General features: G+C 43.2%; 18 protein-coding genes. 4 read left to right on the forward strand and 14 right to left on the reverse strand.

Annotated features, from left to right (window positions below):
• Nucleotides 1-78: 78 nt before the first annotated feature.
• Complete coding sequence (gene mraY / locus NDI44_RS11120; RefSeq protein ID WP_190415028.1) at nt 79-1,191, reverse strand: phospho-N-acetylmuramoyl-pentapeptide-transferase; 1,113 nt, start codon at nt 1,189-1,191, stop codon at nt 79-81.
• A gap of 90 nt (nt 1,192-1,281) precedes the next feature.
• Nucleotides 1,282-1,521 carry a DUF3134 domain-containing protein gene (locus NDI44_RS11125; RefSeq protein ID WP_190414854.1) on the reverse strand — a complete coding sequence of 80 codons (240 nt, stop codon included), beginning with the start codon at nt 1,519-1,521 and terminating at the stop codon, nt 1,282-1,284.
• A 207-nt stretch (nt 1,522-1,728) separates the two neighbouring features.
• On the opposite strand from NDI44_RS11125, the gene NDI44_RS11130 reads away from it, so the two are divergent.
• From NDI44_RS11130 to NDI44_RS11145, 4 genes are all read left to right on the forward strand, one after another.
• Nucleotides 1,729-2,310 carry a PAP/fibrillin family protein gene (locus tag NDI44_RS11130; RefSeq protein WP_190414856.1) on the forward strand — a complete coding sequence of 194 codons (582 nt, stop codon included), beginning with the start codon at nt 1,729-1,731 and terminating at the stop codon, nt 2,308-2,310.
• Between the two features lie 211 nt (nt 2,311-2,521).
• Complete coding sequence (locus tag NDI44_RS11135) at nt 2,522-3,346, forward strand: PD-(D/E)XK nuclease family protein (protein WP_190414857.1); 825 nt, start codon at nt 2,522-2,524, stop codon at nt 3,344-3,346.
• Nucleotides 3,347-3,366: 20 nt separating this feature from the next.
• Nucleotides 3,367-4,041 carry a GNAT family N-acetyltransferase gene (locus tag NDI44_RS11140; RefSeq protein ID WP_190414858.1) on the forward strand — a complete coding sequence of 225 codons (675 nt, stop codon included), beginning with the start codon at nt 3,367-3,369 and terminating at the stop codon, nt 4,039-4,041.
• Nucleotides 4,042-4,252: 211 nt separating this feature from the next.
• Nucleotides 4,253-6,805, forward strand: a complete 2,553-nt coding sequence (locus NDI44_RS11145; RefSeq protein WP_190414859.1) for a sigma 54-interacting transcriptional regulator — start codon at nt 4,253-4,255, stop codon at nt 6,803-6,805.
• Between the two features lie 144 nt (nt 6,806-6,949).
• On the opposite strand, the gene NDI44_RS11150 is transcribed toward NDI44_RS11145, so the two are convergent.
• From NDI44_RS11150 to NDI44_RS11205, 12 genes are all read right to left on the reverse strand, one after another.
• A complete protein-coding gene (locus NDI44_RS11150; RefSeq protein WP_190414860.1) occupies nt 6,950-8,410 on the reverse strand; it encodes a serine/threonine-protein kinase in 1,461 nt (486 codons plus the stop codon).
• A 143-nt stretch (nt 8,411-8,553) separates the two neighbouring features.
• Nucleotides 8,554-9,114 (reverse strand): hypothetical protein, encoded by a 561-nt coding sequence (locus NDI44_RS11155; RefSeq protein WP_348235278.1) that lies wholly within the window; start codon nt 9,112-9,114, stop codon nt 8,554-8,556.
• A 341-nt stretch (nt 9,115-9,455) separates the two neighbouring features.
• Nucleotides 9,456-9,686 carry a hypothetical protein gene (locus NDI44_RS11160; RefSeq protein WP_190414862.1) on the reverse strand — a complete coding sequence of 77 codons (231 nt, stop codon included), beginning with the start codon at nt 9,684-9,686 and terminating at the stop codon, nt 9,456-9,458.
• Between the two features lie 175 nt (nt 9,687-9,861).
• Entirely contained in the window at nt 9,862-11,262 is a 1,401-nt protein-coding gene (locus NDI44_RS11165; protein ID WP_190414863.1) for a serine/threonine-protein kinase, read from the reverse strand.
• A 120-nt stretch (nt 11,263-11,382) separates the two neighbouring features.
• Nucleotides 11,383-12,768 (reverse strand): serine/threonine-protein kinase, encoded by a 1,386-nt coding sequence (locus NDI44_RS11170; RefSeq protein ID WP_190414864.1) that lies wholly within the window; start codon nt 12,766-12,768, stop codon nt 11,383-11,385.
• A gap of 262 nt (nt 12,769-13,030) precedes the next feature.
• Nucleotides 13,031-15,721 (reverse strand): tetratricopeptide repeat protein, encoded by a 2,691-nt coding sequence (locus tag NDI44_RS11175; protein WP_190414865.1) that lies wholly within the window; start codon nt 15,719-15,721, stop codon nt 13,031-13,033.
• Between the two features lie 216 nt (nt 15,722-15,937).
• On the reverse strand, nt 15,938-18,127 hold the full coding sequence (locus NDI44_RS11180; protein WP_190414866.1) for a caspase family protein: 2,190 nt from the start codon (nt 18,125-18,127) through the stop codon (nt 15,938-15,940).
• A gap of 113 nt (nt 18,128-18,240) precedes the next feature.
• Nucleotides 18,241-20,811 (reverse strand): CHAT domain-containing tetratricopeptide repeat protein, encoded by a 2,571-nt coding sequence (locus NDI44_RS11185; protein ID WP_190414867.1) that lies wholly within the window; start codon nt 20,809-20,811, stop codon nt 18,241-18,243.
• Between the two features lie 95 nt (nt 20,812-20,906).
• Nucleotides 20,907-21,668, reverse strand: coding sequence for a DUF928 domain-containing protein (locus NDI44_RS11190; protein WP_190414868.1), 762 nt, complete (start codon nt 21,666-21,668; stop codon nt 20,907-20,909).
• Nucleotides 21,661-24,126 carry a CHASE2 domain-containing protein gene (locus NDI44_RS11195; protein ID WP_199304954.1) on the reverse strand — a complete coding sequence of 822 codons (2,466 nt, stop codon included), beginning with the start codon at nt 24,124-24,126 and terminating at the stop codon, nt 21,661-21,663. The genes NDI44_RS11190 and NDI44_RS11195 overlap by 8 nt, the downstream gene beginning before the upstream one ends.
• A 64-nt stretch (nt 24,127-24,190) precedes the next feature.
• The gene (locus tag NDI44_RS11200; protein ID WP_190414869.1) at nt 24,191-25,546 is read right to left on the reverse strand and encodes a DUF1822 family protein; all 1,356 of its coding nucleotides are present in this window, start codon (nt 25,544-25,546) and stop codon (nt 24,191-24,193) included.
• Nucleotides 25,543-26,922: a hypothetical protein gene (locus NDI44_RS11205; protein WP_190414870.1), complete on the reverse strand. Its 1,380-nt coding sequence runs from the start codon at nt 26,920-26,922 to the stop codon at nt 25,543-25,545. The genes NDI44_RS11200 and NDI44_RS11205 overlap by 4 nt, the downstream gene beginning before the upstream one ends.
• Between the last annotated feature and the right edge of the window lie 74 nt (nt 26,923-26,996).

Below are 26,996 nucleotides of genomic sequence, written 5' to 3' on the forward strand. Positions count from 1 at the left end.
GAGCGATTCAAACCTTTGGTGGACGCCCAGCTTGTGCGGTTTTAGACACCAAAGGATGATTGACAACGGCTATTTTAACTAACGGAGGACAAGACACAACAAAGCTAAAATGCCGTTAATCAGATAAAAGGCGGCAACCACTTGGGTTTCACTCCAGCCACTCAGTTCTAAATGGTGGTGAATCGGTGCCATCTTAAATAAACGCTTGCCGATCCCATCCGGGCCTTTGGTGGCTTTATAGTAGCCCACCTGCGCCATCACGGAGAGCGATTCCACGAAGAAAATACCGCTGAGGATAAACAGCGCCCAGAGATTGTTCGTCAGAAGTCCGACTGCTGTCAGTGCGCCTCCCAGCGCCATAGAACCCGTATCGCCCATAAAGACGCGGGCTTTGTTGCGGTTGTGAACCAAAAAGCCTAGGTAGCTGCCACTCATGCAGGCGCAAAAAATCATTAAACTTGGCGACACGGGAGCAACAATGGCACCGAGTCCCAAAAGAGCGATCGCGCCCGTTCCCGCTGCTAGTCCATCGACTCCATCCGTGAGGTTCGTCGCATTACTTTCCGCCACTAGCACAAATACGGCTAAGGGCCAGAACAGTAACCCCAAAGGAATCGCTAAACCAAAAGGCAAGGCAATCGTGGTGATACTGGCTGGTTGATGCCAGACTAGCCACAAAGAAAACAGAACACCCACCCCAATCTGCAAAATGAGTTTCATCCGGGGCGAGATGCCTTTATTCGACCGGCGTCTAATGACTTGCCAATCGTCAACCCAGCCAATTGCACCGTAGGCTAAAGTTACGATTGATACGGCAAGTACGGGAAAGAATCCTTGTATGCCTACAGCCAATCCAGACCACACCAAGGCGGCGATTACCCCGACAGGCACAAAAAACACCCCGCCCATTGTCGGAGTGCCTGCTTTTTGTAAATGCGCTTGGGGGCCATCCTCCCGAATAAATTGACCCGCTTTTAGGGCTTGCAGGAAGGGGACTGCCCAATATCCTAAAAGAGCTGTCACCAAGGCGCAAAGCCACAGGGGAAACGTCATCGAGATGCCTACCGATGGGAAGACACCTGCTTGCAGATCGAATAATATCGTCCCTAGGGAAAGCCCAACTGCCAGTAACGCTAGCAGGCTAGTTCCTGAGGGGTTGAACGACCGACCAGAAAATAATTTAGCGTCCACAAATTTTTCGTTCACTTCTCACACCAGAATTCAGAATTTCAGAATCCAGAATTTACTCTGACGCCTGAGTGCTGAATTCTTTTCGTCTGACTAATCTTCGTCTACATCGATGATTTCATCATCGTCTTCGAGATCATCGTAAACATCATCCGGTGCCATCAGATCGGAGATTTCTGCATCACCATCGCGGAAACTATCTTCAGCTTGAACATCCCGCGCCAACAAGCGTCCTGTAGATTCCAGCCAGTCGAGAATGGAAGGTTCTTGTTGTAACGGAATCAGACCAGCCAGCTGGTGACGAGGTTCTTCACGCAGAGACGGGTTGTACATATTTGACATATTTGAGAATTTCGGATTGGGAGCTAACTAGACATATTGAGTTTACCACTCCCAGAAACGCGATCGCTGGCGTGGAGATTATTGCGTGTCAAGGGAGTTGTTATCAAACTTATCAACTGGTCGCTGATGCCATCTGCGTATTGAACAAAAGTTAAGCTGGGGGTAGAGAAGTCACCCACAAGAGAGGTCTAGGAGGAAATGAGGAAAGCAGCACTGTTGGAAGCGATCGCTTCTCAAAATCGCGGACTGCTAGCAACCGAAACCGACAAAATAGCGATTCTCTCAGCGGTTGCCCGATTGGAAGACCTCAACCCTACTCCCCGTCCGGTTGAGGCAACTGACCTACTAGATGGCAATTGGCGACTACTTTACACCACCAGTCGCGGTTTATTAACCATTGACCAACTGCCATTTCTCAAACTTGGTCAAATCTATCAATGCATTCGAGCCAAAGACGCCAAAGTTTACAATATTGCTGAAGTTTATGGCTTACCCTATTTGGAAGGATTTGTTAGCGTTGCTGCTCGGTTTGAACCAGTTTCTGAACGTCGTGTATTGGTAAAATTTGAGCGTTCTATTTCTGGTTTACAGCGTCTCATTAACTATCAGTCGCCTTCAGAATTTATTCGGCAAATTGAAAGCGGTCAGCGATTTCCAGCTTTGGATTTTGGTATCGACAGCAGCAACCAGCAAGGTTGGCTGGATACTACTTATCTAGATGAGGATTTGCGGATAGGCCGAGGCAATGAAGGCAGCGTGTTTGTGTTAACAAAAGCTTAGGTTAATGGCTAGTGGCTAATGGTTAATGACTATTAGCCATTAGGAAGATAAATTCCTGCAAAATAGGGCGGGGTTAGTCTTTTTTTTACGAACCACTAAGAACGCGAAGGATGCCAAGGAAGAAAAAGAGGATTTGACGAATTAATTGGGATTACTACACATAAATAATATCCAGTTATCTAAAAATCATTACCCGTTAGCAATTAATCAGATGGAATCTACGCAAGAAGTTTTGCTCCGCTTGTCCCAAGGACAATTAAATCTACTACAAACTTGTCCTCGAAAGTTTCAACAAATCTACTTAGATAAACTGAGTTCACCCACCAATCCAGAACAACTAGAACGGCAAAATTGGGGCAGTCGCTTTCACTTATTGATGCAGCAGCGAGAACTGGGATTGCCGGTAGAATCTTTGGTGCAAGAGGACGCCCAATTACATCGTTGGGTGACGGCATTGGTGGATGCAGCACCAGAAATCTTGATATCTAACCCGAAAACCTTCCGCCAAAGCGAACATTGTCGCACGCTGAATTTTCAGGGATATTTATTGACAGTCATCTATGATTTGTTCATTGAAGACACGCAATCTGCTGAAATTTTGGATTGGAAAACTTATCCTCAACCAAAAAATCGGCGTTGGTTAGAAAAAGATTGGCAGACTCGCTTGTATCTTTATATTTTGGCAGAAACTAGCGATTATTTGCCAGAACAGATTTCTATGACTTACTGGTTTGTCCAGTCTCAGCCTCAACCAGAAAGCCTCAAATTTACTTATAATGCCGCTCAACACGAGCAAACGAAAAGGGATTTAACAGAACTGTTGACGCAGCTAACGGATTATTTGCAACGTTATCAGCAAGGAGAAGATTTCCCTCAAGTTCCAGAAAACGCTAATCGTTGCCCTGACTGTAATTTTGCGATTCGGTGTCAGCGCGATCGCAATTTTTCAAATACTTCGCATCTTACCAGTGAAGAAAATTTCTCTCATCAAGATTGGCTACCCAATTTAGCGAATATTCAGGAAGTTTCCCTGTAAAAAATAAAAAATCAAAATTTATGACAAATCCTGATAAAAACGAGCCTGCATCTAACTACTCTTCCATCTATATCCGCGACCTTGAAATTGACGATCTTGCCCCAGTTTACCACTTGGGAGAAGCTGTATTTACAAGCAATTTGTACCCTTATTTATATCGCACCTGGGATGAATGGGAGGTGATTGGACTTTACAATACCGATCCGGAATACTGTCTGGTTGCTGAAATCGACGAACAACTGGCAGGGTTCATTTTGGGAACCGTGATTAGCAAAGCATCCTGGACTTATGGATACATTATTTGGCTGGGTGTGAATCCGAATTTTCAGCGTCGAGGCGTCGGGGACAAGCTCGTTGATAAGCTGGTAGAACGGATGATTGAAGATGGGGTGCGGTTCATGCTGGTGGATACCGATCCCGCAAATGTCCCAGCCGTGAAGTTTTTTAGCCGCAAAGGTTTTGGCAATACTCGCCAGCACATTTTCTTGTCGATGAATTTGAGCAAGCACGAGTATTATGGCAGGCTGATTGCCTACGAGCGCGAAAAAGCTGAGAGGGCTGCTTATAAACGATCGCGCCGCCGTCCTTCCACTCAAACCCAAGGAATTGCTAGCGAAGCAGCGACAAAAGTTATGGTGACTGACACTCCATCAACCCCTGTCGAACCGCCGAATTTCTCCGATCCCGAAAGTTAACCTTTTCTTTTTGATAACAATTTTCCTTAGCTACTGCTGCGGCTAAAGAAAATCGCCGCTAAGACTATCAAACCCAATAAGGCTAGGGGAACCCACAGATTGACAAGCTCGCTCATCTCAGTTGTTTTAATCTTGGCAATCAACTTAATTAATTAATATTTTTTATAAAAAATGGCTAAAATGTAAAGCGAAATTTATTTTTAAGGCAACCATGACATCAAAAGACACGGTGACATGGCTACAAGAGAGAACAGCGCTGGGTGTACTATCGGCAGAAGTATTAGAAGCGATCGCGCAACTTCTGGAAGAAAAAGTCGTACCAGCGCAAACGACTTTAGTGGCGGAGGAAACTCCCCCCGAAGGACTCTATATTCTCAAACAAGGGCAACTAGAAGGCGATTCTCTTTCAGAGACGCTACGCGAACGCACCAACCAAACAGGTTTAGCCTGGGTGATTAGTTTTCTTCCTGGAGCCACCATTCACTTACAAGAGCTACTGTTAGACCAGCAGGCTCAAAGAACTATCAAGACACTCAGCGAATGCACGCTGTGGTTTATTCCCGCAGAGCAATTTCGGCAAATAGTCGCCCAATATCCCGAAATTACCCAAGCGTTCTCCCAACGGTTGGCTCAAGAACTCGCTCAACTATCGTCTCAACTGAACTACGAACAAGAGCGTCAAACCGCCTTGCGCCCTTATCTGGTAGCAAAGGCAAGACGCGGGGTGGTGGGAAAAAGCCGCTATGCAGTGCGGCTGCGGCAGCAAATCAAAGAGGCGGCTGAGTCAAGGCGTCCAGTCTTGATTTTCGGGGAACCGGGACTAGAAAAAGATAATACTGCTGCTCTGGTTCACTTTGGTTCTTCCTATCGGCGCGAACCGATCGTTAAAGTAGACTGTAGTACGCTGCAAGCAAGTGGTGCAGAACTATTTGGTCGTGCTAGTGGCAAACCAGGGCTAATTGAATCCCTGGGGACAGGCACTTTAGTCCTCAACAACATCCAAGAACTTCCCCCAGAGTTAACGCCGAAGCTGGCTCAATTATTAGAAACCAATACCTACACCCCCCTCAGCCGTTCGGAAGACTCCCCAGCCCCAAGCCGCTCGTGTCAAGCCCGCATTATGATGATTGCGGAAAAACACCTACCGACAATTGAGCGTCAAGTCGGTCATTTAATTAAAGTGCCGCCTCTGCGGGTGCGAAAAGCGGATATTGAAGACCAGGTAGAATACTACATTCGCCTGTTCTGTCGAGCCAAAGGCACTCGCAAACCCAAAGTCGCTCCAGAAGCTATACGCCGCTTACAAGCCTATGATTTCCCCGGCAACTTGAAAGAGTTGCAAAGTCTCGTAGAACGGGCACTCGTTCAATGTGCCGGTGTGAATCTGCTCACCGAAGAAGTATTCTGGTCAGCCGAAACCCATAAAAAGCGATTTCGCGTCAATCTTTTAAATGCCTATCCCGACTTGCGGCGATTTCTCCGCAGTTCTTGGTGGCCCGACCGGATTAACTACGGATTTACTTTGGGTGCTTTTGCGCTTGTCGTCGCCTTATTATTTTTGGGTCCCCAGCATCGCTCCGAAAATATAGCTCTAAACCTATTTTGGGCGTGGTGGTGGCCTTTGGTATTGATCGGTTTTCCCTTTGTCGGACGCTTGTGGTGCTCTGTTTGTCCCTTCATGATTTATGGGGAAGTCACCCAAAAACTTTCTCAGTGGCTTTTTCCAGGGCGATCGCTGAAGCGTTGGCCCCGACAATCTGCCGAGAAGTGGGGCGGATGGTTTTTGTTCGGGCTATTTGTCCTCATTTACCTGTGGGAAGAACTCTGGGATTTAGAAGATACTGCCTACCTCTCCGCTTGTCTGCTGTTATTAATTACTGCTGGGGCGATGATTTTCTCGGCAATTTTTGAGCGGCGGTTTTGGTGTCGGTATCTTTGTCCAATTGGGGGGATGAATGGACTTTTTGCAAAACTATCGATGACTGAACTCAGAGCGCAACAGGGCACTTGTTCGGCGGAATGCACCACGTATCAATGCTACAAAGGTGGCCCTCAAAAAGGGGAAGGCTTAGAAACCGGCGGATGTCCGTTGTACTCTCACCCAGCTCAGTTGGAAGATAACAAAGACTGCGTTTTGTGTATGACCTGTCTTAAAGCTTGTCCTCACCGTTCGGTCGAGTTAAATTTGCGTCCGCCAGGAATTGAATTGTGGACAACTCATATCCCCCAAGGCTCTGAAGTAGCACTGTTAATGTTGCTATTAGGAGGCGTCTATCTCCATCGATTGCCGGAATTGCAATCAACTTTGGGATTGCATCTGGATTTAACCCAGTTTTGGCAACATTTCGGATTTTCCTTGGTAGCTTTAATCGTCCCTGCGACTGTGCCGTTTTTAGCTTATAGCGCTATTAAACTCTTTAAGGGTTCCGTAAAGCCTCGCTCGTTTATAGAGTTGGCTTATGGATATTTGCCGCTGGTGTTGGGGGCAAATTTAGCTCACTATTGGCGGCTGGGTTTAGGGGAAGCGGGACGCATTTTGCCGCTAACAATGGCAACTTTCGGTCTTAGCGGTGAAGGATTGCCTGTGTTGGTCGCACACCCGGCTGTGATTGAATTTTTGCAAGGCACAACGCTAATTTTCTCACTCCTGTTGACGATGCTATTAACCCAAAAAATTGCTCGTCAATCTTTCCGAGCGCTGTTGCCTCAGCATCTGGGCGCGATCGCTCTATTTGTGAGTCTCTGGGCAATTATTGTCAGATAGTCGGCATAGTAAATCACTCTTATAATCAGATCCCCGACTTCTCTAATAAGTCGGGGATCTTACTTTGACGAATCATTGAGGATTGCTATATACAAAAGCTGCAACAAACTCTATAACTTGCAGTATTTTTAAAAACTTTTAACCCTATTCTCTGGTAATTGGTAACTCCAACCAATTACTTAATTCTTGTGCTAACCAATCAAGTTCTTGTGTTGTCAGATAGCCATAGAAGCGGTTTTCGCTGTCCGTACTCAGCGATTGCCCGATGCGATAGCTAGAGCTGGCGTCTGTGTAATTGACTCCATCTGTAGCCCAAATTTTTAGCTCTGGCGGTACCTCCATAATGCCCGCTTCAGTATCGCGACGATAGAGGCGCTTCAGGTAAGTCAATTTATAGAGGTTACTGCGACTTGCCTGAAAAACCAGCCGCCGTATTTTCCACGCTATTTGAGTTACCTTGATTGACTTGCGATCGATATAAATGTGCGTGTTTACCCTGCTGATGTAAAAAGCTTGCCAGAGGCTAGAAAGACCTACTCCTAAAAGAAATAAGCTGAACAAGATTAGTAGCCCATTACCACTAAACAAAGAGCCAATTAACGCCATCCACGAAAAAATCGTATAACAGAAGATAAAGGAAATTGAACAACCCGCTCCTGCATTAGTAGTTTCTGGAGGTAGAGATATCTCTAGAGCTTCTGCATTCTTGAGAAGTGAAATTTTACTGTCATGAGGTTTTTGCAGTATTAGAGGAGTTGATGTCGCTGATGCAACAGATGGGAGTTGCAGAAGAGAAGGCTGCTCTAATGTCGCGAGAGCTGCTTGAGCTGAACTAAATCGCTGCTTGCGGTTGGGATGGGTCATTTGCTTGAGCCATTGCACAAAGCTGGGAACTAGATGCGGCACGGGTTCAAACTGAAGAAGCAAATCTTCTTGTAACAAATCCGCGGGGTGTCTCCCTGTCACCAAGTAGATTAATGTTGCGCCTAAACTATAGAGATCGGAGGCTGGAAAAGCACGTCCGCTAAATTGTTCGGGTGGCATATAACCATAGGTTCCGACAATCGTCATCGTCCCGATTTCTCGGACAGCCGTTTGCACCGAACCAAAATCAACCAAGTAGATATCTCCAACCTGATGAGCAGAGCGATCGCTCGTTAATAAAATATTGCTTGGTTTAATATCCCGATGAATCACCGGAGGATTACCAGAGTGCAAGTAGCTCAATACATTCAGTAATGCTTTCGCGATTTGTTTTACCTCTTCTTCGCTAAATGTCCGTCCGCGCTTAATCCATTCCTGCAAGGATGTTGCAGGAATATAAGTTTGCACGAGTACAAATCCCTGACGATCGGGTAAGTGCAATTCAAAGGAATCGAGATAGCGGGGAATTGCCGGATGCGATAAAGATTTGAGGGTTTCTGCTTCTCGTTCAAACAGTTTTAAATCCTCCCAACGGAAGTCACTGTTAAAAGTGAGAATCTTAAGCACAACAAGTTCCTGGGTTTGTAAATCCTGCGCTAATAAGGTACGCCGTCCAGAATTGTGCCCCAGTTGGCATTGAATGTGATAGCGATCGCGCAATACTTGTTCTTCTGCAAGCATGGGAAATTATTGCTCCTATCTGGTGGTCTTTTGCAGTTTGCCTATATGAATGCCAGTTTATGAGGATTCAACAAGCATTCTACTTTTAACGTTTCTGTTATCTCTAAAGAGAATTACACCGAATTTTACGGCTGTTAACCAACTTATTTCTCCTCAAAATCACTGGCATCAATTTGCTTTGTTCGGGCGCTTCCGTGAGGCACAGGATGTAATGTGGCCCGATACTCCATCCACTCTACTCCAGCTTCTTTTTTGATTTCCTTAAAATTCAAAGGATTGCTGAATTCCGAGAACGAAGGGTTCTGCAAAAACTTTTGTTTTTTTTGTTCCCAATCTATTCCCATACTTAACTTTAAGCGACAGTTACAAGGGCTAATATTTGCAATGTTCGTTTCTCGATTAGCCTGAACGTACACAAAACGGCGCGTCTTTCCAGAGACGCTATCTACAAGTTTTACAGCCGCATCGCGGGTCGTTCCATTAATAATTTTTAGCTTCCCAAATCCCTGCAAATCTTGAGGTGGGATAATATCAGTGCCGTTTTGAAGAGAAACAGGAGGACGGTTTGGGCTTGGTTTCCGTGCAGACTTTAAGGAAACTGGTACGGTAGATAACTGTGTTCCTTGTTGCGTTCTAGGAAGATAAATCATCATCCCTAGCAAGCTGGCAATAGATACTGCTGCTAAAACAATGCGTCTGGTCAAAAAAATTGCTGAAAATCGGTTGTAATTCCTCAGAAGAGTAGAGCGACTGGGGATATTTTTTGAAGAAAAGGATGCTAATTTAAGTTGTTCTATCTGAGGAGTTCGACCGCATTTAGAACAAGTCATTTTGTTTCCTAAAGCTCGACCTTTACTGACATAAAGCATTCCGCAATTGCAGTGCAGAATTTGCAACTTATTTTTCTGCATCGTTGGCTCCTTGGTTCTACCTTTCAACACCCAATAAACGATGAGTTGATGCTTCTCCGTTGAACACACAGCAATGCGAGTTTTATATACAAGGCTGTGCGCTCGCAGAATATATATCTTTGGATCATCAGCACTTATGCAATAGATGAAGAACTCGCTGGAATAGCCAACACTGTTTGTCGTTCAGATTTCTTGCAGGCGTTTCCCTGGAAGTAGCGTGAAGCTGACTCCGAAGGCGTTCCCGTTCCCCGGAATGCTCGCGCAGAACCCCAAGGGTTGCGATCGCCTAATTGCGATCGCAAAATATCTATTCTTCTCCTAGCATGGGGAATTACTACTCCTATCTGGCGTAGCAGGTTATGCAACTAGTTAATTCAGAGGAATTACTGGCCTTTCTATTGTTCCGGTAGCTGCTGTTTTAATTTATATGGATTAATTTTATATATACCTTGTCCTATAGTAAATTAGAAAAGCTTTGCAGTATTTATTTAAGTTTAATAACCGTTGTATATTTGAAATTTCTTCAACCCGAAAACTCAGCTAATTTTGTGTAATTGGTACATTTAACCACTCACTTAATTCATGGGCTATCCATTCTTTTTCTACATTTGATTTGATACTGCTACTAATTTTTATTTTTTGGTTTTCACCCCAAATTTCTAAAGTATCTGGATATTGCTCTCTGTCTTTATTAATAAATTCGCCTGGATTATAAATTAATTTAGTAATATTTTTTATTGCGAGAAAAGACTCAAACTCAAATCCTAACAACTCATGGGTGAAGTAAATCAGCTCTGATTCTATACGCAATCGTCGTTTACCCAATAAAGAGTCGATAAGTGAATATGGGAAACATACCCAAAAAATTAATATCCATAAACTTAGAAACATTAATGGTAGCCAGAAGAAGAGTAGGAACAATATAGTTACCAAACCAAGAGAAAAAAACTGAAAAGTTAAAAACCAGGTTAAACCCCAAATAATTGGAGTAATAAAAAACATACTAGCCCCAGCTTTGATTAAGTCAAAAAAGCCAGATGGAGGAATCAAAACTTCCATACTATGTATGTTTTTGGTTAATGTAATTCTACTTCCCAATGGTTTTTTGACGGGCGTACAAATGAGATTTAGCCGTGGTTCATTAAGCGATTGTAGCGCTAGGTTTGCAGATTTCAGACGCTTTTCTAACCTGGGTTCTGTCATCTGTTGCAACCAGTTGGTAAAGTTTGGGGTAAGATTAGCTTTTTGCTGAAATCGAATGCGAAAATCCTTTTGTGGTAAATCTGCGGGATGGGCTCCGGTTACTAAATAAATTAAAGTAGCACCTAAACTATAAAGATCGGAACTAGCAACAGTGCGTCCGCCAAATTGTTCGGGTGGCATATAGCCATAGGTTCCTACTATAGTCATTGTTCCACCTTTGCTGTCAGAAATAGTTTGCACAGAGCCAAAATCGACTAAATAAACGTTACCAACACTATTACCAGACCTATCGGTTAATAAAATATTACTTGGCTTGATATCGCGATGAATGACAGGTGGGTTTTGTTCGTGCAAGTAAATCAAAATTTCTAAAATAGATAGAGCTATTTCTTTTACTTCTTCTTCAGTGAAAGTTCGACCTGCTTGTAAATATTGCTCTAGAGTTTTTGCAGGAATATAGGTTTGTACTAAAGCAAATCCTTTTAGGTTTTGTAAATTTACATCGAAGTAATTTAAATAACGAGGAATCGAGGGATGATTGAGTTTTTTTAGAGTTTCCGCTTCTCGCTCAAATAATTTAAGGTCATCCCATTCAAAATCACTACTTAATGATAGTAATTTAATAACTACTAATTCTGACGTATGCAAATCATGCGCTAGGAGGGTTTTTCGTCCATTTTTTTTGCTTAACTCCTGCTGAATTTGATAGCGATCGTCTAATATCTTATTCACTAGCATAAGCAATATTACTCCTTAAACTTTTCTAATTTCGATTGAAACAAACAGAATATTTACTTAGCGATAGTTCTAGGGATTATTTAATTGTATTGAATACCTGTTCGCCCTAATTTATTTTTTTTAAACTTGCTTATCTGCATATAAAATCGGCAAATCCAACCAAGTGCTTAATTCTTTTGCCAGCCATTGCACTTCTTCTTTGGGTAAATTTATGCTAACACCAGGAAATTTATACTTATAAATCCCAGCCCAAATTTCCAATTGTGCGCCCACAGTTACTGAATATCTATTACCGTGAGAATTTTCACTTTGGTCAACGTATTCGGAGAAATAAACCAATTTGACAATTTCCTCTCGCGGTGATTCTGGAGCTAAATGAAATTTCAAAAATTCAAACAACTCTTTAGTAAAAATAACTTTTTCCTGGTTTATATAAAGTGTTTTACTAATAAAGTACGATGAAAGGAGATATAAGTACACTAATAAAAATATTATAGGTAGCAGATAAGTCATATTGAATTCATCAAACAAAGCGTACAAGAACAGGGTTCCAATTCCTATAGCAAATGAAATAAAAATAAACGTTCCCAAAACTTCAAAAAAATCTAAGTGTTCTGGCGGCATGAAAATTTCTAGAAATTTGCTACTTTTTCTAAGTTGAATTCTCCTGATAAGTGGTCGATTGATAGCTACAAGATTGGGATTTTGATTCAAAGCTTGTAGAGTTTGGTATGCTGAATCAAAACGATTTTCTAAGTTTGGCTCGCACATCCGCCGCAACCAGTCACTAAAAGTCAGACTAAGATCAGCTTTTTGCTCGAATTGAATGCGAAAATCTCTCTGTGGTAAATCTGTAGGATGGACACCTGTTAATAAATAAATTAACGTTGCACCTAAACTGTATAAATCTGAAGCGGGAACTGTACGTCCACCAAATTGCTCTGGAGGCATATATCCATAAGTTCCCACTACTGTGCGAGTTGCGCCTTCTTGGGCGGCGACAGTTTGCACCGATCCAAAATCCACCAGATAAACTTTGCCAACACTATTACCAGACCTATCGCCCAATAAAATATTACTGGGTTTAATATCTCGGTGAATCAATGGCGGATTTTGACGGTGTAGGTAAATCAAAATTTTTAAGATAGCGTTAGCGATTTCTTTAACTTCTATCTCAGTCAAAATCCGACCTGCTTTCACATGGTGTGACAAAGATTGTGCAGGAATATAACTTTGAACGAGAGCGAATCCTTTTAGCTCGGAAGCGTTTATCTCAAAATAGTCTAAGTAACGAGGAATAGCTGGATGTGACAAGTTTTTTAAAGCTTCTGCTTCCCGCTCAAACAGTTTGAGGTCATCCCACTCAAAATCACTGTTAAAAGTTAGTAACTTGACAACCACTAATTCTCCAGTCGCTTGTTCGCTACACAAAAGTGTCCTTCGACCAGCTTTCTTTCCTAATTCCTGGTGGATTTGGTAGTGCGCTCCTAAGATTTGACTATCCATTTGCTTACCTAATATTTTATCTTTTGTTATTTGTTACGTATTTGACGTTGCTACTACCCTCATACCCTTTGAGTCACGTTTATTGGACGAATGACAATTTATAGACAATGTTCCCTATACGTTAACGAACTGCTTGTATATATATCCCAGCGAGGAGAAGTTATGCAAAAGAGGGCAGAGAGTTTCAGCTACTGGATAATAATTAAGACTTTCTTGGTTTGGATATTGCACAGATTTGTCTAAAGTCGAATGTTTTGCAGTGTTACTCGGACTCTCCGATAAGGGTGAAAGCCGCCCATTGTTTAGGATTGGGATATTGTTTCATTGCTGTCAGCATTGCTTGACGGAGGGAAACCGCTTTGTCAGGATTTTGTTGTAAATTGCGATAAAATTCGGTCATCAAAAAGGCTGTAGAATTATCATTAACTGCCCACAGCGAGACCATGACGCTGGGTACTCCCGCAGAAATTAAAGACCGAGATAAGCCAACCACACCATCGCCTGTAATGTCTCCGCGTCCCGTATCGCAAGCGCTGAGAACCACTAAATCGGCGCTTAGTTTCATGTCGAAGATTTCGCCTGCGGTAAGTAAACCATCAACTACGTCGTCAGGTGTACCAGAAGGAGCAAGCGCGATCGCTCCCGGTACACCGAATCCTTTAAAATCATGAAGTAAGCCGTGGGTAGCCAGATGGATGATACGAGCTTTCTGCATTTTCTGCATTACCGCCGTTTTGGTGGCATTGCTACCTGTAAGTGCTTTGGTATTGAATAATTTAGCAATTTGAATTGCTTCTTTTTCTGCACCAGGCAGAGGCTCTAAGCTTGCCTCCAATTTCCCAATTTTAATTTTAGGCATGGTAGGATTGCCGACAACCAGCACATCCTTAGCTAATCTTTGACTGTTCTGCTTCTGCTTACGGGTTAAGTCCAAAACTTGGATTGCAGGAGCGGTGAGGATGGTATGTTTTTCGATTAAGTATTTGCTTTGCTCGTCTTGCAGCGCGGGAAAGGGAACGAGAAATAGGAATTCTTGCGGGATAAAGATGACTCGCTCATTGGAGTCTTTTGGTAGCAAGTCTGCAATGGGTGCGATGAGGATTTTATGGAGTTGCTGTAATTTTTCGGTTGGGTTTTCGGGTTGAGGATTTGTGGGAGTTACTTCAAAGATACTGCGGCTTCTGACACCAATATCATCACGGCTGGTGGTAACGAGGTCTTGTAAGGATTTATTCGATGTTTTTTTTAGATCGACTTGTTTAAAGGCAATTTTACCTGTGGATTTGATGACCCAGATGTAGATTTTTGATTGCTGCCATTCTTCTTTTCCTTGAAATTTAAACGGGTCATAAAGAATTGAATATTGAACAAGTGTGGCGTTTTGTTTTTGGGCAATTTGCTTAATTTCTTGAAGGCTTGGGGGTGTGATATTGGGTTGATTGCTGGGGTTTTGTGATAGCTTGGAGTCTAATAAATTTACTAAAGCACGGCCGCGACTACGTTCAGAAATTAAGAGTGCTTTGTCAAATTTATTCTGAGCAACTAAGGCTTGTTGCAGAAAGCGGTATGAATTAGATTGCTGTTCAAAAATAGAGATTTTCTGGTCATCTTTTAAGTTTCGCGGTCGTAGAGATTCCCAAGCTTCAATTGCTGCAATTAACGTGGTTTCGGCTTGAGAATATTGACCAAGAGTATTGTAAACAAATCCAATATTAGTGAGTGTAACACCTTCTCCTGCCTTGTTACCAATTTTTTTATCAATGGCTAAGCCTTGTTGATAATTCTCTAAAGCTTGATGGTATTGTCCCAGGTCGTTGTAAACTAACCCAATATTATGGAGTGTATTACCTTCCATCACCTTGTTGCCAATTTGTTTGTGAATAGCTAAGGCTTGTTGATAATTCTCCAAAGCTTGAGGGTATTGTCCCAGGTTGTTGTAAACTAACCCAAGACCAGTGAGCGCAGTACCTTCTGCTGCCTTGTAACCAATTTGTTTGGCAATGGCTAAGGCTTGTTGATAATTCTCCAAAGCTTGAGGGTACTGTCCCAGATTGCGGTAAGCTTCTCCAATATTGATGAGCGTATTACCTTCCATCACCTTGTTGCCAATTTGTTTGTGAATAGCTAAGGCTTGTTGATAATTCTTTAAAGCTTGAGGGTATTGTCCCAGGTTGTTGTAAACTAACCCAATATTGTTGAGCGTAGTACCTTCTGCTGCCTTGTCACCAATTTGTTTGTGGATAGCTAAAGCTTGTTGATAATACTCCAAAGCTTGAGGGTATTGTCCCAGATTGCGGTAAGCTTCTCCAATATTGTTGAGCGTAGTACCTTCTGTTGCCTTGCCACCAATTTGTTTGGCAATGGCTAAGGCTTGTTGATAATTCTCCAAAGCTTGAGGGTATTGTCCCAGGTTGTTGTAAACTGTCCCAATATTGTTGAGCGTAGTACCTTCCATTGCCTTGTCACCAATTTGTTTGGCAATGGCTAAGGCTTGTTGATAATTCTCCAAGTCTTTTGGGTACTGTCCCAGGTTGTTGTAAACTAACCCAATATTGTTGAGCGTAGTACCTTCTCCTGCCTTGTTACCAATTTGTTTGGCAATGACTAAGGCTTGTTGATAATTCTCCAAAGCTTGAGGGTACTGTCCCAAGTTGCGGTAAGCTTCTCCAATATTGTTGAGCGTATTACCTTCCATCGCCTTGTTGCCAATTGCTTTGGTAATAACTAAAACAGTTTGAAACGTATTCAATGCTTCTCGAAACTGACCTTTATTGAATTGCTGAAAACCTAATTCGCTCAACCGTAATGCTTCGTCATTTCGTTCATCTCCTGTCTGCGCCTGCGCCAAAACCGTATTGCTTCCCGAAGTAGACCTCACCACTTGTAACGGACAACTCAACGAGATGAGCAAGGTTACAGTAACAACGCTAAGGCGACGCAGATGAGGATACATAGCAGAATTCTCTATCAATGGGTTAGCGAGGCGAGCTGCTTATATATATCTCCCATGTTGGCGAGGTTATGTAAAAATTCACTCAACTTCTTCACGGACATTCCGAAGAGTGCGCTGTTCGTAAATATTTTGACAATTTCTTTGGCTCAGTTGAGGATGAAATTGTTCAACAGCCGTTTCAGATGCTTTTTTCTTTCCCCCTAAATCCGTGAGTCGCTAATCGCTTACCTGAAAGGCGATTGACAAAGTAGCCATCTCTGAAGTGTTCATGGGTATGGCTTCTACAGCAATGCCACCGCGATCGCTACTCAAATCATCAAGTAAATCGCCCATCACCTCAACTGGCTCTTTTAACTCCAACGCTCCTCTATCTTGATTTAGTTCAGCGGCGAGAGATGCTAATGTCTTGACAGCTCTTTCTAGGGGTGAACGGCTGACAATTACCAGCGCTTCTCCTGTTCCGGTTGCGATCGCTCTCAATTTCATCTGTTGCGGGTCGCCAATTAGTTGCGTTTGATTGGGTCGTAATTTCATCGTCTCATTTGACGCAGGCCACTGATAGGGAAACACCACCACTAATCCCCCAGTCGAGTCAATCAGTAGAGTTGTCAGATAGAGGTCGCTAGACTCGTGATTGGTAACTCGAAACTGAAATAGTTTATTCACTGGTAACTTATTAGCATAAGTTTGTTCCAACTCCTGACGAGTGTTTCTACCTCGACTGGAAGTTCTAGCAAGGGTTTGATTGGGTTGTTCTACCAAGTTCATCGAAACTTCTACAGAAAGCTGCGAAGAATCGGCATTCAAAGTCTTTTTAATAATCCGAACTGCTAACAGAGATTTGAGTTTAGCTGCCAGACGCTCCACCGCTGCCGTTACCGTTTCCCCTGGTTCGCCAAAGGATTTCGGCACCAGTTCCAGTCCTTCGGTAAATAAACCAATACTGCCGACGGCTGGAAGATTTGCCCCTTGCTTTTGCAGTTTTTGCTGATAATCTGCCGTCATCCGACTGAAGATGTACTGCACCCCTCCCGGATAGGGGACATTTCCAGATTGTGCAGGCACCGCTGCAATGCGATTAATCGCGGAGAGTTCCTGTTTAGCCGCGTTCGTCTCTCCTGCTAAAGACGGATCGAGACCAATGCTTAACTTCAAATCTGCTGGCACAACCCGACTTGCTTCTTGCAGCAGCGTCCCTGGTTTTAGAGATGTATTAGTTGCTTTGTCTACCAGTTTTGCTTCTCCCCTTAAGCCGCTACGAGGAGAGATTAATTGCAATTTTCCCGATGTTTGCCCGTTGTCATCGACAATTGCGAATGTAGCACCGGATTGGAAAGCTTCTAGACTTTCAGAGTCTACTCCTCCCAACCACAAAGTTGCCTTATCGCCTTCTACTTTGGTAATTACGGCATCAGTCGGAGGGAGTTGTTTGTTGATGAAATAAACTGGTTTTTTGGGGTCGCCATCTGCTAAAGGAACTTGACTAGAAAGTGAATTTATGCCAGTAGTGATTTGAGCGATCGCGCTTCCCACCGTATCGGTTTTTTGCCAGAGATACTGCGTCATCAGGTAAGTAAACGCACCAGCAGAAAAGCCATCGAACTCAGCATCTAAAGCTTCTTCTTCTCGTTGAGCAGAGGCAAAAACAACCCCTTTTGCAACACCTGCACAGCGCCGACGAGCCAGTTCGGATTCGGACAGTTGCAGCCGTTCCATCCAGCCTTTTTGATAAGCGATTTCTTCAGGACTGGGATTGAGTTTATCGCCGGGTACAGAACGCACTCGAAAGTTACCACGAGTACCGCCGCCAGAGTGACAACTATCTAGTACGACTGTGACATTTTCTGTGTTTAAAGCCGACATCAACAGAAACAAAGTGCGCCCCATGATGTCTGGTGCCAAATCTTTTTGCCCCTCATCGGCAACGACTAAAGTGCTATTAAATTCATCATTGAATGCCTGATTAGCACAACCTTGGATAGGATTTGGGTCGCCCAATCGAGAACCGTGACCGGAAAAATGGAAAACAACCACATCTCCCGGTTTAGCTTGTTTAATTAAGTGTTCTTCAAACGCTGTCAAAATATTGTTGCGAGTCGGCTGTTGAGCAGGAGCTTGATTGCTCGTCAACTTAACGACATCGCTGGGATTAAAACCAAAACGATGAACCAAGAGTTCTTCTTGCAAAGCGACATCAGTAACGCATCCTTCCAGATTTCTAAGAAAGCGATCGTTGGCTGGATAATCATTAATTCCCACTAAAAGAGCGAGCTTGCGCGGGGTATTTTGCGCCAGAACTTGAGCGTAGCAATTTCCCCTATTGATAATATCTAACTGGCTCAATCCCAAGGTAGTTATAGTTGAGCCGGCGAATTGTAAAAAATGACGGCGAGAAATACGGGACATTACTAATTCCTCCTAGTATCCTATTCGGGAATATTTAAGTAGGGGTGAAGTATACCCTTTGGGAAGGATATGCTTCTCCCTACACGTAAATTCTGATTACTCAACCGATGCTCCTACTCAGCTTCACCAATTAAGGTAAAAGCTGCCCAAGCTCTAGGATTATCGCGATGTGTTTCCATCATTTTGAGCATTGCCATTCGCAAGGATTGGGCTTTATCCAGTTTCTTTTGGTAAAGATTAGTATAAAACTCGGTCATTAATTCAGCCGTGGGAGCATCGGGGACAGCCCACAGGGAGACAACAACGCTGGGAGTACCGGCGATAAACAAAGAGCGGGATAGTCCAATTACCCCATCACCCGTGATGCGCCCGCGTCCGGTGTTGCAAGCACTCAGGACAACTAAATCTGCATTTAGTTTCAGATTAAGGATTTCTTCGGCAGTGAGTAGACCGCGATCGCTGCTAGTGGGTGCGAGTGCGATCGCGCTTTGCAATCCCTGGAAATCATCAAATAAGCCGTGGGTTGCCAGATGCACAATTCTAGCTTGAGATATTCGTGATAAAACAGCAGTTTTGGTGGCTGCATTGCCAGTAAGGGCGTTGGTGTTCAATAAAGGAGCAATCTCTTCGGCTTCTCGTTTTGCTCCTGGTAAGGAAGCTAGCTGTTGCGGCTTTTCTCCAATTTTAGGCGCTACGCTGGGCATGGTGGGATTTCCTATGATGATGGCATCTTTGGCGGATGCTTGCTTCACCTTTTCCCGTGAGGCGCGTGTTAGTTCTAGTACCTGAATTGAAGGTGCGGACAAAATTGTATGTTTTTCAATTAAGTATTTCCCATCTTTATCTTGCAGTGCGGCGAAGGGAACTACAAATAATTCACCTTGCGGGACAAAAATTACACGCTGATTTTGGTCGGTGGGCAGAAGGTCGGCGATGGGCGAAATTAATAGTTGATGAAGTTGCTGTAAGCTTTTGGCTGAGTTTTCTTGATTACCTGGATTTACAACTTCTGCTTTAAAAATACTGCGCTCGTCTACTCCGATTGAGTCACGGCTAGAGCTAACAAGGTCTTTTAAAGAGGTATTTTTTTGCTGCAATGGTTTTAGGTCAACTTTGCGGAAGGTTACTTCGCCTGTAGGTTTAATCACCCAAATGTAAAGGTCTGTTTGCTTGACTTGCGATTTATTTTGACTTTTAAAGTCATCATCAATAATTGAATATTGAACGAGAGTCGCATTTTGAGCTTTGGCAATTTGTGTAATTTGGGCAATATTTGGTGGTGGTGGGGAAGTAACGTTACCTCTAGTTTCTGAAGATAATCTCTTTACCAATAGCTCCACAAATGCTCTTGCACGCCCTCGTTCAGCAATTTCTAAAGCATCATTAATGTTATTTTGGGCAATAAAAACTTGTTGGAGTAGACGGTAGATACTAGCCTGGGTTTCAAAAATTGATACTTTATTGCTATCACTCAATCCTGACCGTAGAGACTCTAAAGCCTTAATTCCAGCAGTTAGGGTTTCTGTAGCTTCCGCTAGCTTCCCAGATTGATAGAGGTTACTACCCATATTTCTCAGAATTCGTCCTTCACCTGGATAATTCTCTATTTTCCTGGAAATAGTTAAAGCTTGTTGAAAAAGTTTCAGCGCTTGGGAATAATCACCTTGATTATCATAAGTTTTACCCATGTTGTTAATAGCTGTTTCTTCACCACCAAAGCTGCCAATTTTCCTATATATAACTAGAGATTGCTGATAAAAATCTAATGCTTGCGAATATTGACCTTGATATCTATAAAATTCGGCAATATTGTTGAGTAGCGCTGCTTCCAGACCAGTCACGCCAATTTTTCTAGCAATAATTAAAGCTTGCTGATACAAATTTAATGCTTTGGAATAGTCACCCTGGCTCATATAAACTGTTCCCATTGAATTCAGAACAAGAGCTTCTCCATTTTTGTTATTAATTTTTCTGCTTACATTCAAAGCTTGCTGATAAGTTTCCAGTGCTTGATTATATTGACCTAAATCATAATAGATAACTCCCAAGCTAAGGAGGGTTACTACTTCACCTTGAAAATCACCAACTTCTCTACGAATAACTAAGGCTTGCTCGTATAATTCCAATGCTTGAGAATATTGACCCAAACCATGATAAATCGTTCCAAGGTTACTAAGAGTTACCCCTTCGCCTTCGCGATCCTGAACTTTTCGACGAATAGATAAGGCTTGCTGAAAGAAATCTCGTGCTTGAGCATATTGATCTGAGCTTCTATAAACTGAGCCAATGTTGTTAAGTGCAGTTCCTTCGTTCCAGCGATCGCCGAGTTTTCTGAAAATCTCTAAACCTTGCCGATAAAATTTCAGGGCTTCTGGATATTGGCTGAGACTGCGATAAATTAACCCGATGTAGTTCACGGTTAATGCTTCGCCTTTGGTATCTTTTAGTTCCCGATAAATTAAGAGCGCTTCTTGAAAAGACTGTAATGCTTCCTGAAATTGGCTAGTCTTATACTGCTGATTACCTTGCTGATAAAGTTTATCTGCTTGCGCCTTCCTCTCCTCAACCGTCTGCGCCATCACCGCAGATCCACTAAATGTCACCGGAAAATTCAGCCAACAAGTCTGCAACCCAGTCAGTAGAACTGTGCTAGACGCAAGCAAGAAAAATCTTTTTAATTCCATAGCTGTAGGAGTGCGATCGCAGCGTTTAAGATATTGTCCGCTTACATATAATATCCTTGGGCAAGGGGTACTTATGTAAAAACCCAAGCCGTAGCCTATTGAGATGCAGAAACGTTTGGCTCATCTTCTGCACAGAAATCATGAGCTTGAAGAAGCGCGATCGCATTCCTTAATTCCGCTGAGAGATTTGGCACCGAATAGAGTTCCCGCAGCGCATCTGACCAGAGTTCGCGTTCGGCAAAATAGTAGACTTTCTCCATTGCCAAAGCCTCTGGTGATGGGTCTTTAAGCTGCTGTACGAGTGCTATTGAAATCAATTCGGCTGAAATGCGATCGCGTGTTTCCGGTTCCATCACTTGAAACATGACGCTGGTTTCAATTGGGTACGGCTCTGAAGCAGACAACTTCCATACATAAGACTGTCCAGGTTGCAATGGTTCCCCATCATAAACCGCCCTTGTCTCTCCTTTAATTGGTCGGTTCCAGAATGCCTCTTTATCCCCCTGACGAGATAGCTCAATTCGCGTTACCGTTCCACCTGGGATATTCCAGAGAAACAGAGGGCGATCGCTCCAAATCTCAAGGATTTCCCCTTGTTTTGAATGAAGCGAATCTGCGTCTACCAGTTTAGCGGGAGCGATCGCGCAAATCGCTCCTCCTCTCCCGCCCCCTCCTTTCCTTTTACGACGTAATTTCTTCCAGATATCACCCCACGATAAAGCTAGATATGTCTCATTGCTTTCTGTTAGGACGGGATGCGGTTGTTGTCTGATTGCCGCTTGTAGAGGCACTGAGGAAGAAGTTGTAATCAAGGCAGATATTAACAAAATGGATTGGAGTTTTTTTAAGTTAAACATGAGACTTTTCCCTGAATGCTAAACGAATATAATTCCAAAACAAAACTGTTGGTAAAAACCAAGGTAATAACATCGCCGCCGATATATAGATTTGCAAGGAGGCGATGATATAAATGGTTGTAGCCGTTCCTAACTTTATTACCCAGCGTTGCCGTTGATGAAGATTATCCTGTAACATCAGCGTTACGCCTTTCCCCAGCAATCCTGAAAGTAAAATCATCCATAAATCGGGGATAGGTATCACCAATCGCCGCGTTAATAAATGATGAAGCATATAAGCATGAGCTTCACCGCCAGGAAAATTTTCCTCCTCCCAACCGCGCCAGAAACCGACAGCTAAAGGAATCGCATAATTATCTTCATTTTCTCCTTCTAACCCGGCTCCTTTATATCCACCTGGAGTAATCAACACCACTTCATTCTTAAAGGTGTCTGGTACTTTTCCTTCTCCTAGGCAATCTCCTAGTAACTTACAGGCAGAAATGCGTTCGTAGGCAGATTCGGGGGGAATAGAAAAGTCAATAATTGGATGGAACCACGCTTGAATAAAATTTTGAGAAAAGCGGGTAAGTGAATGAAGGCGGATTTCTTGTAAAAAAGCTATTTTCTGGTTGGATTGGCTTATCAGATTTAAATAGTTAATCACTGATAAATTAAAATTCGTTCGAGCCTGCAAATTGGGTTGCGGTAAATTCGGCGGTAAGTCTTGATTCAACACATACGCTATAGCTAAGAGATAAGCAAAAGGATACATCTGTGAACTTTTGGGTTCTGCTGGCAAAAGTTCAACATACCAAGGGAAGAACATGATATCCCCTTCCAAACTCCAATTGAGGTTAGCAATATCCTTGCTTACCCCTGACCTAGGAGTGGATTCTCCCTCTCCAGAACCAAATACCAACCAAGTATTTTTATTAACAATATTCTGTACATATTCCTTAAGTTTTAAACTGTTATTTGGTTGTTTTCTATCATCTAAGATATAATCGATGCCAATAGTTTTAGCTTCTAATTCAGAAACCCGATTCAAAAGTAATGCTACATAACGATAATCGATAGGGTAAATTTGTTTAATTTTATCCGCATCAGCTTTTAGAGATTCCTCATCAATTTGGATAAGTCGCACAGGTGAACTTCCTTTGGCTGGCACTTGTAAGGTGACTTTGCGATAGAAGGCTTGAAGTAAAATGCGCGGTTCTAATAATAAGTTTTGTACGGGCGGTAATAAACTTAAAAACAGGATAGCGCCTAGCCAACAGGCTTCTTTTTTCGTTGGCAACCAGCGGTTTAGTGTGTCAAAAAAGCCAAAAGGTTTAATGCAAAACAGCTCGGCTTCTGGATGCCGAAATAGGGAGGGAACCAGGTAAGCAGAAGGGTAGGAAAGATGCTTTTCCTGTTGTTTAAGAAATAAACTTGCCTCCAGCAAAGCTGAATGAACATCCTTGTATTGAGTCAAACTGGCGAGAAACTGCACCAAAAATTCTTGTGCTACCTGATTGTGAATCGGTTCCCGCATTACTGCTACCTGGCTCAATCCCAAGTTAATCAAGGATTCGGCAATATTCATGCCACTACACGAGTTGAAAATTGCAAACTGAAGTCCCCGTTTTTTCGCCTGTTTCAGTGACTCTTCAATTTCCCGAATCGAGATTGAGGTGTGTGGTGCAATGCCTAATTCTCCACCCGTCAGGACAGTTTCATTACTGTGTCCGGCAAAAAATAAGATATCCCAACCTGGCTCAGATGCGATCGCTTTCTGGATCTCCATTTTCAGTGCATCAGCATCAAAAAATCGAGCCTCTATACTCTTAGGGATATTCAGTTCAGCTTTCCCCTGGTTCCGTTTCCAACCAATCAACTGGATATCTGCAACACGATCAAGCGATCGCAGTGCTTCTCGATCAGCTTCCAAATTCAAGCCAGTGTCATCCCCTAAAATCGCTAAAACCCTAGCTTTACGGCGAATCGGACGAACGGGTTCATTCAGAATATTGGCGGGAGTGCGAGCAATGCGTATTTGTTGAGTAGCACCCAAATCCGTCCCAATTTCCCAAATTTCCCACGGTAATCGCGCCAGTTCTAGAGGAGTGCAAGTCAGGAACACCTCAACCGTATGATGTTCCGGTTTATGAGCCGCCTTGACAATCTCGCGGCGAATACTAACTAATTCAGGAGTGAGCAACCAGTGTTGAAATTCTTCCCCTAGCTGAACCTCTGCATTCACCAGTTCGCGATGTCGATCAACTGGGAGAGTGCCTTTACCGCTGATGACCTTGTGCCCTCGCAGCCGCCTATAGTAGTTGAGATAGGCGCTTTGCCACTGTTCGTAACTCCTGGTCAGCGAGAGGGGATAATTCAGCTCTACAGAGAGTATTTTTCCTTTCCCCCAAGACAACTCAAAGTCGCAAACAGTGCCAACTTGCTTAACCCTAAGCTTAAAAACTATTCTATCCATCATTTAATTTTGGATTTTGGATTTTGCGGAGGTCGGAGTTGTCCTGCCTCTGATGATTTTCGAGAAGCTATAAAATAAATTCAAACGGCGGCAAAGTTTGGAATTCCCCAGTTTCCGAGGTAATGGTTGCGAGAAATTTATCTTGATAAGTCCCCGCCACTTGAGTAAAAATATAGTCCTCGTCCCCATCTAAGTGCAGTGTATCTTCTGCCAAAACTTCCACGCGATCGCTTACTCGCAAAGTCATCTCATCGTCAGGTTCATTTCCAGAAATCGCCTTCAATATCAGCAATAACGTCCAGCCATCATCATCCGGGAAAGACCAGGTAACAGCATACAGCCGCACCCGATTTCCTAGGGTTAAGTCTCGGTAAGCACGACCCGTATTGGCTGGAATCTCTAACTGATTATTGCGACTAATTTCTATCAAAATTTCATCTAATTCTTGAGATGGGTTTTGTTCGTTTCTGCGAAGGGAGAATGATGCTGGCAACTCTCTTAGTGGCTCAGTTCCGCGCAAAGGAGACGGTGCTGGCAAGGCTTCCCAGGACAATTCTTGCATTACTTCATCCATTTGGTTGCGTAACCAGTTCCTGACATTTACCGCTTGCTGAGTCAAGATTTGGAGCAGCTCTGATAGATGATTGGTAACAGTTGCTGTATTCTCAGTTAGCGGCTGGTAGAGCCAATTAAGTAAATCCGGTGTCGTTAGGACTGCTGCTCCCTGCTCCCACGTCAAGACTTGCCACAAAGGACGGTTACGCAGTTGGGGTAATAATGTTAATAGGGTCGACTGCATTCGAGCTAGGGTATTCTGACGATTCGTTGGGATTTCAGGTAAAGGAATTGCTGATGAAATTAAACATTGCAAATAAAGCAATAGTTCATTAGGTTCGCCATTAAACCAAGCAATCGGAATCTGATAATTCCAATCAGCTTCGGGTTCTAATTGTGGTAAATAATTCATCATTTGATCGTGACGCAGAAAACCTCTAATTGCTGCAACTTCCAATTCTTCCTCAATACCAATAAATACATAAAAATGAGCTGCAAATTCTGGTAAATCTACTACGGCTCTAGGGATAGTAAGTTCTTTATCGGTTAAGGTGATGGTAGGAATTAAACAAACTTTAAATTCGCCAATTCTCAAATTAAAAACGGCATCAACTGCATTAGCATACTGAGGTTGTAAAACTGAAGAATGTTCTTTATCTAGATAAATCTCCGGTTCTCGTTTCCGCAGCCATTCTTCAAAACTAAATAAACTTAAAGCTTGAAGATAAATTTGCCATTTTCGGTCTTCATTCCCTACTTGGTTGCTCAATTGTACAGCTTGGTCAAGCTGCTCCGATTCTAAGGGAATTGTTTCTGGCAATTCTTCAAGTTCGACCCAATCATCTGTCAAATCTGTTAAGTAATTCATGCTCGTTCTTCTTTCTGACTATTCAGATGGTTACAAATCGTTGCCGCTAGTTGACTGTTCATCACTCGGTTGTGTCCTATGTGAGATTCTTTTTTCGCCTTCTCAATCTCTGTAGAAATCTCTTTATCTAAAATGAATTGGACTTTTGACTCCAAATCTTGGAGCTGCACGGGATTAACGTAACATTGAGCTAACTTTAAAACGCAAGCTCTCAAGCACAATAAGGTTCGGCGTCCAATATCGCTGCGTAAGTTTTTGAGTTCCAGCAGGCGGCTTACTTGAGGCTGGTCTTTTAAGCCGAGTTGGGGAGCAATTTCTTTCATGGGAACTCCCTGACAGTGAAATAAATGAAGTGCCTTGAGGAAGTTTTGCGCTTTCTGATTTTTCTTGGATTGCAAATAGATAAAGCGAGCTTGAATGACCTGCTTGACGGACTGAGATAAACAGGTATTAAATTGCTGGTGATAACCTGCTAAAAACTCTGATTGCTCATTAGAATCATCCTCACTGGATGCTCTATTTCTTTCCGCAGAATTTCCTGAATTATCTAACGGTAAGCCTTTGCGAGTCCGGAGGCGTTCGGCTCTGAGCAACTGCGCGAGTTCTTGCAATTCTCTTAAGATTTGTTCGGGAAATATTGTCCGAGTGGTTGACAATTGTTCAGCCATTTGACGCAATTGCGAGGCGGTTGGGTCTGGATATCGGCTTTTCTCTCCAGCCTTGCGGTGCTGCAAAAGTTGGGTGCGATAAATCTGATGGTAGCTATCAAGTAGCTGAAGTGCTTGGTTGATTTCTGCTGGTGTCCGGTCAAACTCTAATAAAACTCGCTGTAATCGTCCGGGGTTCATGTAACTCAGAATCATCCAGTCAGTCACTTGCTCAATTCCGTGTTCGAGTAAGAATCGTTTGAGGAAGCGATCGCTTTTTACCATCCTGACCGTCCAAGTCGATAATTTACTCTTATCCGGGTCAAAGGTTTGCAAAATTCGAGCGGTTACAGATGGATAGTTTGTCCGGCTTTCATCCATTTCCTGACGCGGAGAACGCAAAGTGCTATCGAGTACCAACGGCAACAGCTCCATACTGGTGAAGTCATGGTTTTTGCCAAACTTCTGCTCTAGTTCTAAGCAAAATTCTTGAATTTGATGAGAGATAAAGCAGCGCAGACACACCTCAGCCATCTGACGGCGAGTGTCATCGTTCTGGAACCACTGCATGAGTTGGCGTTGAATTTCCCGGTCTGGCATATCCTCTCGGTCAGAGAGTTCGGGAAATTGAGTCAAGAAAAAGGCTTTTGCCGACTCAACTTCTTCAGTTCGACACTTGCCGAAACTATCAATTCTCATCAAAAGCCAGTATCTCGATGCCGTACCCATCGTTATTTCACTCAATTGTGCAAATGCAAAGCGACTCTGAAATTCCTCATCCTTGCCTCGCGTAAACCAGGATG

This window comes from Trichocoleus sp. DQ-A3, from assembly GCF_039961975.1.
Taxonomy (GTDB): domain Bacteria; phylum Cyanobacteriota; class Cyanobacteriia; order Cyanobacteriales; family FACHB-T130; genus FACHB-T130.